This window comes from Rhodoferax ferrireducens T118, assembly GCF_000013605.1.
Taxonomy (GTDB): domain Bacteria; phylum Pseudomonadota; class Gammaproteobacteria; order Burkholderiales; family Burkholderiaceae_C; genus Rhodoferax; species Rhodoferax ferrireducens.
Genome location: NC_007908.1, coordinates 4,171,749 through 4,183,645, shown reverse-complemented (window position 1 = coordinate 4,183,645; position 11,897 = coordinate 4,171,749). Strand labels below are relative to the sequence as shown.

At 61.0% G+C, this 11,897-nt stretch carries 13 protein-coding genes; 12 read left to right on the top strand and 1 reads right to left on the bottom strand.

Annotation, left to right across the window (positions count from 1 at the left end):
* Window positions 1–4 precede the first annotated feature (4 nt).
* The 3 genes from RFER_RS19065 to mtnA are packed head-to-tail and all read left to right on the top strand — an operon-like array spanning window position 5 to window position 2,636.
* Window positions 5–892, top strand: a complete 888-nt coding sequence (locus RFER_RS19065) for an S-methyl-5'-thioadenosine phosphorylase (RefSeq protein WP_011466014.1) — start codon at window positions 5–7, stop codon at window positions 890–892.
* Complete coding sequence (locus tag RFER_RS19060) at window positions 892–1,575, top strand: class II aldolase/adducin family protein (RefSeq protein ID WP_011466013.1); 684 nt, start codon at window positions 892–894, stop codon at window positions 1,573–1,575. The genes RFER_RS19065 and RFER_RS19060 overlap by 1 nt, the downstream gene beginning before the upstream one ends.
* Window positions 1,572–2,636: an S-methyl-5-thioribose-1-phosphate isomerase gene (gene mtnA / locus RFER_RS19055; protein ID WP_011466012.1), complete on the top strand. Its 1,065-nt coding sequence runs from the start codon at window positions 1,572–1,574 to the stop codon at window positions 2,634–2,636. Before RFER_RS19060 ends, mtnA begins: the two co-directional genes overlap by 4 nt.
* Window positions 2,637–2,669: 33 nt before the next feature.
* Here mtnA and corA read toward each other — a convergent pair whose 3' ends face one another.
* A complete protein-coding gene (gene corA / locus RFER_RS19050) occupies window positions 2,670–3,656 on the bottom strand; it encodes a magnesium/cobalt transporter CorA (RefSeq protein ID WP_011466011.1) in 987 nt (328 codons plus the stop codon).
* Between the two features lie 302 nt (window positions 3,657–3,958).
* On the opposite strand from corA, the gene RFER_RS19045 reads away from it, so the two are divergent.
* The 9 genes from RFER_RS19045 to cynS all read left to right on the top strand — a co-directional run bounded on the left by RFER_RS19045 (window position 3,959) and on the right by cynS (window position 11,892).
* Window positions 3,959–4,315 carry a zinc ribbon domain-containing protein YjdM gene (locus RFER_RS19045; protein ID WP_011466010.1) on the top strand — a complete coding sequence of 119 codons (357 nt, stop codon included), beginning with the start codon at window positions 3,959–3,961 and terminating at the stop codon, window positions 4,313–4,315.
* 18 nt (window positions 4,316–4,333) lie between these two features.
* Window positions 4,334–5,194 (top strand): creatininase family protein, encoded by an 861-nt coding sequence (locus tag RFER_RS19040; RefSeq protein ID WP_011466009.1) that lies wholly within the window; start codon window positions 4,334–4,336, stop codon window positions 5,192–5,194.
* Between the two features lie 45 nt (window positions 5,195–5,239).
* Window positions 5,240–6,136 carry a DMT family transporter gene (locus tag RFER_RS19035; RefSeq protein ID WP_011466008.1) on the top strand — a complete coding sequence of 299 codons (897 nt, stop codon included), beginning with the start codon at window positions 5,240–5,242 and terminating at the stop codon, window positions 6,134–6,136.
* Window positions 6,137–6,247: 111 nt separating this feature from the next.
* Entirely contained in the window at window positions 6,248–7,447 is a 1,200-nt protein-coding gene (locus RFER_RS19030; RefSeq protein ID WP_041792877.1) for a sensor histidine kinase, read from the top strand.
* Window position 7,448: 1 nt separating this feature from the next.
* A complete protein-coding gene (locus RFER_RS19025; RefSeq protein WP_011466006.1) occupies window positions 7,449–8,126 on the top strand; it encodes a response regulator transcription factor in 678 nt (225 codons plus the stop codon).
* Window positions 8,127–8,273: 147 nt separating this feature from the next.
* Window positions 8,274–9,677 carry a CmpA/NrtA family ABC transporter substrate-binding protein gene (locus tag RFER_RS19020; RefSeq protein WP_011466005.1) on the top strand — a complete coding sequence of 468 codons (1,404 nt, stop codon included), beginning with the start codon at window positions 8,274–8,276 and terminating at the stop codon, window positions 9,675–9,677.
* Between the two features lies 1 nt (window position 9,678).
* Window positions 9,679–10,545: a nitrate ABC transporter permease gene (gene ntrB / locus RFER_RS19015; RefSeq protein WP_011466004.1), complete on the top strand. Its 867-nt coding sequence runs from the start codon at window positions 9,679–9,681 to the stop codon at window positions 10,543–10,545.
* A complete protein-coding gene (locus RFER_RS19010) occupies window positions 10,535–11,398 on the top strand; it encodes an ABC transporter ATP-binding protein (protein ID WP_011466003.1) in 864 nt (287 codons plus the stop codon). Before ntrB ends, RFER_RS19010 begins: the two co-directional genes overlap by 11 nt.
* A 50-nt stretch (window positions 11,399–11,448) precedes the next feature.
* Window positions 11,449–11,892 (top strand): cyanase, encoded by a 444-nt coding sequence (gene cynS / locus RFER_RS19005; protein WP_011466002.1) that lies wholly within the window; start codon window positions 11,449–11,451, stop codon window positions 11,890–11,892.
* Window positions 11,893–11,897: the final 5 nt, after the last annotated feature.

Sequence of the window (11,897 nt, the reverse complement as noted above, 5' to 3'; positions counted from 1 at the left end):
AATCATGACGAATAGTAGTCAAACGCCGGTACTTGGCATCATTGGCGGCAGTGGTGTTTACGACATTGAAGGTTTAAGTCATAAGCGCTGGGAGCGCGTTGACTCCCCTTTTGGAAAACCTTCGGATGAGCTTCTGTTGGGTGAGTTGGATGGGCAGTCGATGGTGTTCCTGCCGCGTCATGGCCGTGGGCATCGGATACCACCCTCCGAGATCAACTTTCGCGCCAATATCGATGTTATGAAGCGTGTTGGCGTGACTGACCTTATTTCGGTCAGCGCGGTCGGCTCCTTGCGTGAAAATTTGCGGCCTGGCATGTTCGTGATCGTTGACCAATTCATCGACAGAACTTTCGCCCGCGAGAAAAGCTTTTTTGGCACCGGGCTCGTCGCCCACGTATCCATGGCCCATCCGGTGTGTAGCCGACTCGGTGACCATATCGAGGCCGCTACGCGCGAAGCAGGGATCGAGTTTGCCCGCGGTGGCACTTACCTGGTGATGGAAGGGCCCCAGTTTTCCAGTCTGGCGGAATCGGAACTTTACCGAAGCTGGAACGCTGATGTGATTGGCATGACCAACATGCCCGAAGCCAAGCTGGCTCGGGAAGCCGAGCTGTGCTATGCGTCGGTCGCCATGGTGACCGACTTTGATTGCTGGCACCCCGACCATGACGACGTCACGGTGGATGCGATTGTCAAGGTGCTGCTGGCCAATGCAGACAATGCGCGCCATATGGTTTCCCGGGTCACGCCCCGTCTGCGTTCGGATGCGAGCGCCGCGGCTTGCGGTTGCCGCAGCGCGCTGCAGCACGCCCTGATAACGGCACCAGAGGCACGTGATCCCGAGATGCTGCGGCGTCTCGATGCCGTGGCCGGTCGCCTCCTGAGATCCTGATGGTGTCAGAGCGTTCAGCCACCAATGCGCAGGATCAAAAGCTGCGCTCAACTATGGCCGAGGCAGCCCGGCGACTGGTGGTGCTGGGGCTCAATCGCGGCGCGACCGGCAATATCGGGGTCAGGCAAGGCGATTCATTTTTGGTGACACCCTCGGGTGTTGCTGCCGAAGACCTGCTGCCACACGCTATGGTGGAAATGGACTATTCAGGTGCGATCCTGGGCCCTGGCAAACCCTCCAGCGAGTGGCGTTTTCATCGCGACATCCTGGCTGCGCGCCCAGAAGTTGGCGCAGTGGTTCACACGCACGCTTGTTATGCCACTTCGCTGGCTTGCCTGCAACTGGAAATTCCGGCGTTTCACTACATGATGGCGGTGGCCGGTGGTGACACGATTCGTTGCACGCCTTATGCGATCTTTGGCAGCCAGGAGCTGTCCGATCTCGCACTGCAGGCGCTTGTTGACCGCAAGGCCTGTCTGCTTGGCAACCACGGCATGATTGCCGTCGGTGTCGACCTGGGCGATGCGCTGGCCGTCGCGATAGAGGTCGAGTCGCTGTGTGAACAATATTGGGCCGCCTTGCAGTTGGGGCAGCCGAAGCTGCTTTCTGGCGCCCAGATGCAGGCGGTGCTGGAGAAGTTCAAAGGCTATGGCCGAGCCGCAACAAGGACTGATTCGCCATGAACCGTCAAGACCATGGTCCAGCGGCAGTCCAGACCCTGCGGTGGCGTGAGGGTCGCCTGGAGATGATTGACCAACGGGTGCTGCCAGCCCGATTCGAGTATTTGCCTTTTACCTCGGCCGCCGAGGTGGCCGAGGGTATTCGGTCCATGGTGGTTCGCGGTGCGCCCGCCATTGGCTGTGCGGCTGCCTATGGTGTTGCACTGGAGTCTGTGCAGTTGCGCGGTGCCACGCGTGAGGCTTTTGCGGTGGGCCTGCAACGCGGCTTCGACGTGCTGGCAGCCAGTCGACCGACCGCTGTGAATTTGTTCTGGGCGCTGGCTCGAATGCGTGCGGTGTGGGACGCTAACCAGCACCGCGCCGTGGGCGACATTGTGGACTGCCTGCTGGCCCAGGCGCACGAAATATCGGCGGACGATGTTCGCATCAATCGGGCCATGGGCGCTTACGGCGCAGCGCTGCTGGCCGATGGCGCCCGGGTGCTGACGCACTGCAACGCGGGCGCCCTGGCAACGGCCGGGCATGGCACGGCGCTGGGTGTGATTCGCTCGGCGGTGCAGGCAGGCAAGCGCATTTCGGTGATCGCCGATGAGACCCGCCCATTTTTGCAGGGCGCGCGCCTGACCGCCTGGGAGATGGTGCAGGAAAACATTCCGGTGACGCTGATCACCGATAACATGGCTGGGCATTTGATGAGTCGCGGTGAGGTTGACGCCATTGTGGTGGGCACGGACCGCGTGGCGGCCAATGGCGATGTGGCCAACAAGATTGGGACCTACATGGTGGCTGTGCTGGCGCAGCGCCACAACATCCCGTTCTATGTGGCTTGTCCGCTGTCCACCATCGACCTGGCGATCCCTGATGGTGCGGCCATTCCGATTGAAGAAAGGGCGGCCGAGGAGGTCACGGGATTTCGGGATTGCCAATGGGCAGCCAAGGGTGTCCAGGTGCGCAACCCCGCTTTTGATGTGACGCCAGCCGAGTTGGTCACTGCGCTGATCACGGAGCGCGGGGTGCTAAGGCAACCGAATCGAACCACTATTGCCGGTCTGTTTGCCACCTGAGCGGTCCATGCTGCCCGAAGGATCGGCGGACCTTCACTTCAGCCAGCCACGTTTCCTGAAATACCACATAGGCACCAGCGCACTGGCCACCATCAGCGCCACCGCAAACGGGTAGCCCAGTTCCCAGTCCAGTTCCGGCAGGAACTTGAAGTTCATGCCGTAGATGCTGGCAATCAGCGTCGGCGGCAGCAGCGCCACACTGGCGACCGAGAATATCTTGATAATCTTGTTCTGGTTGATGTTGATGAAACCGACCGTGGCATCCATCAAAAAGTTGATCTTGTCGAACAGGAAGGCGGTGTGCGAATCGAGCGAATCGATGTCGCGCAGAATTTGCCTTGCCTCTTCAAACTGCTCGCTATTGAGCATCTTGCTGCGCATCATGAAACTCACCGCACGGCGCGTGTCCATCGCGTTGCGGCGGATGCGTCCGCTCATGTCTTCATGGCGCGCAATGGCGCCCAGCACTTCGCCGGCCATGGCGTCCGTGACATCGCCCGACAGCACTTTGTTGCTGACCATTTCCAGGTTGTCGTAAATGCCCTCCAGCGTATCGGCCGAGTATTCGGCATCGGCATCGAACAGCTTGAGCAGCACTTCCTTGGCGTCTTCAATCAGGCCCGGCGCCCGGCGCGCCCGCATGCGCAGCAGCCGAAACACCGGCACGTCTTCGTCGTGAATCGAAAACAGCACACCCATGCTTTTGAGTTCATCGTTGACCAGGTTGAGAATGAAGGCGACTCGCACCGTGTGGGGTTCGTCGTCGTCCGCCACCAAAAAGTCACTGCGAATGTGCAGGTCCCCGTTGTCTTCCTTGTAAAAGCGGGCCGATTCCTCAATGTCTTCGTCCATCGCGTCTTCCGGGATCGACAAGCCGTAGTGCTGCTTGATCCAGCGCTTCTCTTCCAGGGTGGGCGATTCCAGATCGACCCAGATCGGGTGGAATTTAGACAGTTCTTCCAGCGAATCGATCTCTTCCTGGAACAGTCGGCCATTGGCCAGCGTAAAAATGTTGAGCATCGCTCACTCCCGGGTAATGGTTTGCATCTGGCAGGGCTTGCGGGTCTTTGCTTCCAACCCCGATGCAGTCAATGCGGGTTGAAAGCTACCGACTGGGGCAGGGTTTCAAGGCGTGTATTTCGGGAGTTGATCAACTGAAATTATCGCATTGCAAGGCGTTGAGCCACAGGCAATAGCGCCAAAAATCGGCTATTTTGGAGGCGTGGCGTGAGTTTTATATACTCACAGTCTTGCGATGCGCACCCGTTGGCGGCCTTGGGCGCCGTGGTGGCGCCACGCTCCCTCAGTCAAACGACCTCACCATGTCCAATCCATCCAATCTGCCCGCTTGCCCCCAGTGCACCCTTGAAAACACTTACCCGGATGGCAACAACTACGTCTGCCCTGACTGCGGCCATGAATGGCCGATGACCGCAGCGGCTGAAGCTGGCGACGAAGTCGGTGGTGCCATCAAAGACGCCAACGGCAATCCGCTGACCGACGGGGATACGGTGATTCTGATCAAAGACCTGAAGGTCAAGGGCTCGTCCATCGTGCTTAAAAAAGGTACCAAAATCAAAGGCATCCGTCTGCCCGATGGCGCTGGCGACCACGAGGTGGACTGCAAGACCGACCAGGGCGCCTTCATGCTCAAGGCGGCCTTCATGAAGAAGGCCTGAGCCTGCTACAGGATTACCATGGCGGCCATGAACCCTTGTTCGCGTTACTGGGCCAACCTGTCCACGCGGGACTTTGCCCAATTGATTGCAGGTGGACAAGCCGCGAAAACCATCGCCGTGCTGCCGGTGGCGGCGACCGAGCAGCATGGCCCGCACCTGCCGCTGAGCGTCGACACGGTGCTGGTGGACGGCATCGTGACGGCCGCCTTGCCGCATCTGGCCGCCGACTTGAACGTACTGTTCTTGCCGACACAAGCAGTCGGTTTGAGTCCGGAACACGCCCGCTTTCCCGGCACTCTGACACTCAAAAACGAAACGATTTTGCGGCTGTGGACCGATATAGGCGAGTCGGTGGCGGCAGCGGGTATCCAAAAACTGCTGCTCTTCAACAGTCATGGCGGCAACGTCAGCGTCATGGACCTGGTGGCACGCGACCTGCGCGCGCGGCTTGGTATGCTGGTCTATAGCGTCAGCTGGTTCAACCTGCCTTTGACGGATGCGCAAGGGCAGGATGTCAACGCCTTGTTCAGCGCCGACGAGCACCGCTTTGGCATTCATGCCGGCGAAATGGAGACCTCCATGATGCTGGCGCTGGATCCCGCGCGCGTGAACATGGTGCAGGCACAAAACTTTCATTCCACCGCCCAAGACCGGGCGCAAAAATTTGCCATCCTGGGCAATGGGAAAAGCGCCAAACTCGGTTGGCAAATGCAGGACTACAACCCAGCCGGTGCGGTTGGCAATGCCGCCGCCGCCAGCGCAGAAAAGGGACGTGCACTGGTGGCCGCAGCGGGGCTTGGCCTGGCCCGACTGCTGGCCGAAATTAACCAGCTGCCGCTGAGCACGCTGGTGACCGGGCCAACGCCAGGCGCCCGCTGATTTCGGTTCTTGCCCGTCGTCCTCGACTGCGCCCGCGCTCAATTCATGCTGGTTTCTTACGATCTGTTCGCCCTGGGCGCCGCCGCCTGCTGGGCACTGGGCAGTGTCACATCGGTCACGCCGTCGCGCCATCTGGGCGCCTTTGCGTTCACGCGCTGGCGCATGCTGATGGTGGCGTTGATGCTGTGGGCGGTGGTGCTCGCCACCGGCAGCTGGCGCACGTTTTCGCAAGGCGCCTGGGGCATCATGGCGATCAGCGGTTTGATCGGCATCTTTGTCGGTGACACCGCGCTGTTCGCGGCCATGAATCGGCTCGGGCCGCGCCGCGCCGGGGTCTTGTTTGCGACCCACGCCGTGTTCAGTGCGTTGCTTGGTTTCTGGCTGTTGCACGAGCGCATGAGTCTGCAAGCGCTCGCGGGCGGGCTGTTGACGCTGGTCGGCGTCATGACCGCGATTGTGTTGGGGCGGCACAAAGAAGAAAGCCACGCCTGGGAAGCGGATCAGGGTCATGTCGGCGCCGGGGTGCTGCTGGCCCTGCTGGCGGCGCTGTGCCAGGCGGTCGGCTCCCTGATTGCCAAGCCGGTGATGAGTACCGATGTGGATCCGGTCATGGCCTCCGCCGTGCGCGTGACGGTGGCGACTTGCGCCCATTTTGTGCTGTTGGGCGCTGGTTTTCGGGCCGCGCGGGCGCAGCGGCCGCCTACGCTTCGGGTGCTGGCGCAGACCGGGCTCAACGGTTTTATTGCCATGGGTGTGGGCATGACGCTGATCTTGCTGGCGCTGCAAAAGGGCGATGTCGGCATGGTGGCGATATTGTCCTCGGTGTCCCCGGTGCTGGTGCTGCCCTTGCTGTGGCTGCATCTGGGGCGCGCGCCTGCGCCGGGTGCCTGGGTCGGTGCAATCATGACGGTGGCGGGCACGGCGCTGATCTTGTTGCGTTGATGGTGGCGAAGGGCCACCCTGGCGGGTGCGGCGCGGCAAGGCTGCTGCTGGCGACGACCTGGTTTGGCTGTAATGCTGCAAACTGGCACAGCCATTGCTTGCTGTGCAGGCATGCACATCGACACCCAACAGGTCCTGACACCGCCCAACGCAGCGATGGAGCCGGTGCTGCAAAAGCAACTGGCCCTGCTGCTGGAGTCCACCGGCGAGGGCATTTACGGCATTGACATGGAGGGACGCTGCACCTTCATCAACCGGGCCGGCGCCAACATGATCGGGCGTGAACCCGAGGAGGTGCTGGGCTGCAACATGCACGAGCTGACGCACCACTCACACCCCGGCGGTCAGCCCTACGCGGCGCACGACTGCGCCATCTTCAACGCCTTTCGCCAAGGCCTGCCGTGCCGCATTGACACCGAGGTGTTCTGGCACCGCGACCAGCATTGTTTTCCGGTGGAGTATTCCAGCTACCCGCTGATGGACGGTGACACGGTGCTGGGCGCGGTGATCACCTTTGTGGACATCACCGAGCGCAAGCGTGCCGCCGACGCGCTGCAGCTTGCCAAAAACGAATTGGAGCAGCGCGTCAGCGAGCGCACGCAAGAGCTCTCAGTCGCACTGGGGCAACTGCGTGAACTCTCAGCCTATTCCGAGAATGTGCGTGAAGATGAGCGCACCCGCATTGCCCGCGAGGTGCATGACGAACTGGGCAGCCTGCTGGTGGCGCTGAAGATGGACGTGAACTGGATGGACAAGCGCCTGAGTGAACAGCAGCAGCGCACACCGCACGAAGCCGAAGCCATGCGCACCCGGCTGCGCAGCAAGTGCCGCAATATGAGCGGCCTGATCGAGCGGGCGGTGGACAACGTGGGGCGCATCATCACCGACCTGCGCCCCAGCATCCTGGACCATCAAGGCCTGTGGGCCGCGCTGGAGTGGCAGGCCCACGAGTTTGCCCAGTCGGCTGAACTGGCACTGGACTGGGACATGCAGGGCACCGACGGCGTGGAGCTGCCCGAGCCCGAGGCCATGGCGGTGTTTCGCATCTTTCAGGAAATGCTCAGCAACGTGGCCCGCCACGCCCAGGCCATGGCACTCACCTTGCGTATTCAAGTGGAAGCCGAGGTATTGACAATTTCGGTGCAAGACAACGGCTGTGGTGCCAATGCCCTGGCGTTTGAGGCCCCCACGGCCTACGGCGTGATGGGCATGCGCGAACGGGCGCGCCATTTTGGTGGCCAGCTTGAGATTTCAAGCCAAATCGGCCTGGGGTCGGCATTCACCCTGCGCCTGCCACTCTCAAAAATGTAGCATGATCAAAGTTTTGATTGGTGATGACCACCGCATCGTGCGTGAAGGCCTGAAGCAGGTGCTGGCCGATGCGCCCGATGTGAGCGTGCTGGCCGAGGCCGCCAGCGGGCCGGAGGTGCTGGCGCAGGTTCAGGCACTGGGCGGCTCCGCCGGGCTGGACCTGGTGCTGCTGGACATTGCCATGCCGCAGCAGGACGGGCTGGAGGTGCTGCAAATCCTGCGCCGCACACACCCAACCCTGCCGGTGCTGATGCTCAGCACTTATCCGGAAAAACAATACGCCGTGCGCTGCATCAAGCTGGGCGCTGGCGGCTACCTGAACAAGAGCGCCGACCCGGACGACATGGTGGCCGCCGTGCGCAAGGTGGCGGCAGGCGGCATGTATGTCACCCCCGACACGGCGGAGGCGCTGGCGGCGGCCATGGCATCGGCAGGGCGATCCGGCGCAGCCGCACAGGCGGTGGTGGCCGGGGTCGACGCGCTGTCGCACCGCGAGTACCAGGTGTTTCGCCTGCTCAGCATGGGGCACGCGGTGGGCGAAATTGGTGCGCAACTCAAATTGGCCTCCAACACGGTGAGCACTTATCGGGCACGGATTCTGGAAAAGACCGGCACCAAAAACGATGTGGAGCTGGCGCTGTACGCCCAGCGGCACAGCCGCAGCACGCCCTTGCGCTGAAAGAAACCGGTTTGAGCCCGCCGGTGTAGGGCTGGCACTACACGCTGTCGGGCCACCGGGCACGAATTGCATTGGAATCCCGAACCGTGGCACAAGTTGGCCCGGGCATTGCGTAGTGCACAGGGTTCAACTTCAAAAGGTAATGCCATGACTCCCTACTTTGACCCCTACAACGCCGACCGCCCGCTGATGCTCAAGTGCAGCTGCGGCAAAGACCACACGGTGGCTGAACACCAGCAGGAAATGTCTGCAGCCAGCGCCACCGCAGAACTCAAGCGCCGCAGCTTGACTAGTGAGTTCGAGGCCTATTCCAACGCCTTCATCGAAGCCACGCTGGTCAAGGCGCTGTTCCCGCAAGACGAGGTGCGCCGCCGTTTCTTGCGCGCGGTGGGCAAGGGCACAGCCATGGCAGCCATTGGCAGCGTGTTGCCCATGGCCAGCCTGCAAGCCATGGCGCAGGATAAGAATGCGCTGGAGAAAACCAAGCTCAAGATCGGCTTCATCCCGATCACCTGCGCCACGCCGCTGATCATGGCGCACCCGCTGGGTTTTTACAGCAAGCAGGGGCTGGATGTGGCAGTGACCAAAACCGCAGGCTGGGCGCTGATCCGCGACAAGATGATCAACAAGGAGTACGACGCCACGCACTTCCTGTCGCCCATGCCGCTGGCGATTTCGATGGGCCTGGGCTCCAACCCCACGCCAATGAACGTGGCCACGATCCAGAACGTCAATGGTCAGGCCATCACGCTGGCCCTCAAGCACAAGAACAACCGCGATCCGAAGAACTGGACGGGTTTCAAGTTCGCCGTGCCTTTCGAGTACAGCATGCACAACTTTTTGTTGCGCTACTACCTGGCCGAAGCCGGTATCAACCCCGACACTGACGTGCAAATCCGTGTGGTGCCGCCCGCCGAGATGGTGGCCAACCTGAAGGCCGGCAACCTTGACGGCTTCCTCGGCCCAGACCCGTTCAACCAGCGCGCGGTGTACGAAGAAGCCGGTTTCATCCACGTGTTGACCAAAGACCTGTGGAACGGCCACCCCTGCTGCGCCTTTGGCTCCAGCACCGAGTTCATCCAGAAGAACCCCAACACCTTTGCCGCGCTGTACCGCGCCGTGCTCACCGCCGCCGCCATGGCGCGCCAGCCCGGCAACCGCGAGCTGATTGCCAAGGTGATTGCCCCGGCGCAATACCTCAACCAACCCGAGGCGGTGCTGACCCAGGTGCTGACCGGCAAGTTTGCCGATGGCCTGGGCAAGATCCAGAACGTGCCGGACCGGGCCGACTTTGACCCGATTCCGTGGCAAAGCATGGCGGTGTGGATGCTCACACAAATGCAGCGCTGGGGCTACGTCAAGGGCGAGGTCAACTACAAACAAATCGCTGAAAAAGTGTTCTTGTTGACCGATGCCAAAAAACGCATGAAGGAGCTGGATCAAAAAGTGCCCGAGGGCGCGTACCCCAAGTTCAAGATCATGGGCAAGGAGTTTGACGCTGACAAGGCCGCTGCCTACGCCAAGAGTTTCGCCATCAGCAAGGCGGCCTGAGATGAACGCCCAGCGCTCCCTCAACTTTCGGGCGGCTTTGTTGTCGGTGCTGATGCTGCTGGTGGTGCTGGGCATCTGGTACGTGGCCACGGCTTCCAGCACAGCCGCCAACAGCACCGCAGGCATGACGGCCGAGCAAATCGAGTACGCCAAGATGATGGGCAAAGACCCCGGCAGCGCCAAGTCCACGGGTTTCCCCACGCTGGGCCAGATGGGCACGACGATTTGGGGGCACTTGTCTGACCCGTTTTTTGACCGTGGTCCGAATGACAAAGGCATTGCCATCCAGCTGGGTTATTCGCTGGGCCGGGTGGGGCTGGGCTTCCTGTTGGCCATGCTGGTGGCGATTCCGCTGGGCTTTGTGATTGGCATGTCGCCCCTGATGCGCAAGGCCTTTGACCCGTTTATCCAGGTGCTCAAACCGATCAGCCCGCTCGCATGGATGCCGCTGGCGCTCTACACCATCAAGGACTCGTCGGCCAGCGGCATCTTTGTGATCTTTATCTGCTCCATCTGGCCGATGCTGGTAAACACCGCCTTTGGTGTGGCGGCCGTCAAGCGGGAATGGCTCAACGTGGCCCGCACGCTGGAGGTGAACCCGTTGCGCACGGCCTTCCAGGTGATTCTGCCCGCCGCTGCCCCCACCATTTTGACCGGCATGCGCATCAGCATGGGCATTGCCTGGCTGGTGATTGTGGCCGCCGAGATGCTGGTGGGCGGCACCGGCATTGGTTACTTTGTCTGGAACGAGTGGAACAACCTGTCATTGCCCAACGTGATTTTTGCCATTGGTGTGATTGGTGTGGTGGGCATGCTGCTGGACCTGCTGTTTGGCCAAATACAAAAGATGGTGACCTATGTGGAGTGACGCCTCGCCCCGCGCCTTGCTTACGCCTATTGCACCCGCTCAAGGAAAGACCCCCAACGTGAATTCACTCCTTCAGATCGAAGGGCTCAGCAAAGCCTTTGTGCCCGCCAAGCCGGTGTTTGCCGATGTCAGCTTCACCCTCACGCGGGGAGAGTTTGTCTGCATTATTGGTCACTCGGGCTGTGGCAAGACCACCATCCTGAATGTGCTGGCGGGGCTGGATACGGCCACCACCGGCAACGTCTTTATGGATGGCCGCGAAGTCACCGGCCCCAGCCTGGAGCGTGGTGTGGTGTTCCAAAGCCACGCGCTGATGCCCTGGCTCACGGTGCGCCAGAACATTGCCTTTGCCGTCACATCGCGCTGGCCCGACTGGGGCAAGGCCGAGGTCAACACCCATGTGGAAAAGTTCGTCGCCATGGTGGGCTTGAGCCCGGCCATCGACAAAAAGCCGTCGCAACTCTCAGGTGGCATGAAGCAGCGGGTGGGCATTGCCCGCGCCTTTTGCATCAGCCCCAAGCTGCTGTTGCTGGACGAGCCTTTTGGCGCACTGGACGCACTGACGCGCGGCACGATTCAGGACGAGCTGATGAGCATCGTGCGCCAGACGCAACAAACCGTGTTCATGATCACCCACGATGTGGACGAAGCCATTTTGCTGGCCGACCGTATTCTGCTGATGAGCAACGGCAACGAATCGGCCCAGGGCTACACGCCCGGCGGTATGGCCGAGGTGGTGCTCAACCCGCTGCCACGCAGCCGTGTGCGCGCCAACCTGCACCACCTGGATGGCTATTACGAGCTGCGCAACCACGTGGTCGACTTTCTGGTGTCACGCGCCATTGCGCACTGACTTTCTTTTCTTCATTTTTCTCAAACCAACTCGTCGCTACAGGAGCCACCATGAACCGTCTCGAAGTCACCGAAAAAATCATCAGCACCAAAGTTACCAAAGGCATCAAATGGGAGGCCGTTGCCAAAAAGGTTGGCCTGTCCAAAGAATGGGTCACTGCCGCCTGTCTGGGCCAGATGACGCTCAACGCCGAGCAGGCCAAGATTGTCGGCAAGATGTTTGGCTTGACGGTCGAAGAACAAAAGTGGCTGCAAGTGGCGCCCTACAAAGGCTCACTGCCGACACTGGTACCGACCGACCCGTTGATCTACCGCTGGTATGAAATCGTCAACGTCTACGGCAGCACCATCAAGGAACTGATTCACGAAGAGTTCGGCGACGGCATCATGAGCGCCATCGATTTCTCCATGGACATCGTGCGCCAGCCCGACCCCAAGGGCGACCGCGTGAACGTAGTGTTGTCGGGCAAGTTCTTGCCCTACAAGCAGTATTGAGCCCG

Coding starts and splice junctions, on each gene's coding strand:
- RFER_RS19065 (WP_011466014.1), top strand. CDS start 5: ATGACGAATAGTAGTCAAACGCCGGTACTTGGCATCATTGGCGGCAGT.
- RFER_RS19060 (WP_011466013.1), top strand. CDS start 892: ATGGTGTCAGAGCGTTCAGCCACCAATGCGCAGGATCAAAAGCTGCGC.
- mtnA (WP_011466012.1), top strand. CDS start 1,572: ATGAACCGTCAAGACCATGGTCCAGCGGCAGTCCAGACCCTGCGGTGG.
- corA (WP_011466011.1), bottom strand. CDS start 3,656: ATGCTCAACATTTTTACGCTGGCCAATGGCCGACTGTTCCAGGAAGAG.
- RFER_RS19045 (WP_011466010.1), top strand. CDS start 3,959: ATGTCCAATCCATCCAATCTGCCCGCTTGCCCCCAGTGCACCCTTGAA.
- RFER_RS19040 (WP_011466009.1), top strand. CDS start 4,334: ATGGCGGCCATGAACCCTTGTTCGCGTTACTGGGCCAACCTGTCCACG.
- RFER_RS19035 (WP_011466008.1), top strand. CDS start 5,240: ATGCTGGTTTCTTACGATCTGTTCGCCCTGGGCGCCGCCGCCTGCTGG.
- RFER_RS19030 (WP_041792877.1), top strand. CDS start 6,248: ATGCACATCGACACCCAACAGGTCCTGACACCGCCCAACGCAGCGATG.
- RFER_RS19025 (WP_011466006.1), top strand. CDS start 7,449: ATGATCAAAGTTTTGATTGGTGATGACCACCGCATCGTGCGTGAAGGC.
- RFER_RS19020 (WP_011466005.1), top strand. CDS start 8,274: ATGACTCCCTACTTTGACCCCTACAACGCCGACCGCCCGCTGATGCTC.
- ntrB (WP_011466004.1), top strand. CDS start 9,679: ATGAACGCCCAGCGCTCCCTCAACTTTCGGGCGGCTTTGTTGTCGGTG.
- RFER_RS19010 (WP_011466003.1), top strand. CDS start 10,535: ATGTGGAGTGACGCCTCGCCCCGCGCCTTGCTTACGCCTATTGCACCC.
- cynS (WP_011466002.1), top strand. CDS start 11,449: ATGAACCGTCTCGAAGTCACCGAAAAAATCATCAGCACCAAAGTTACC.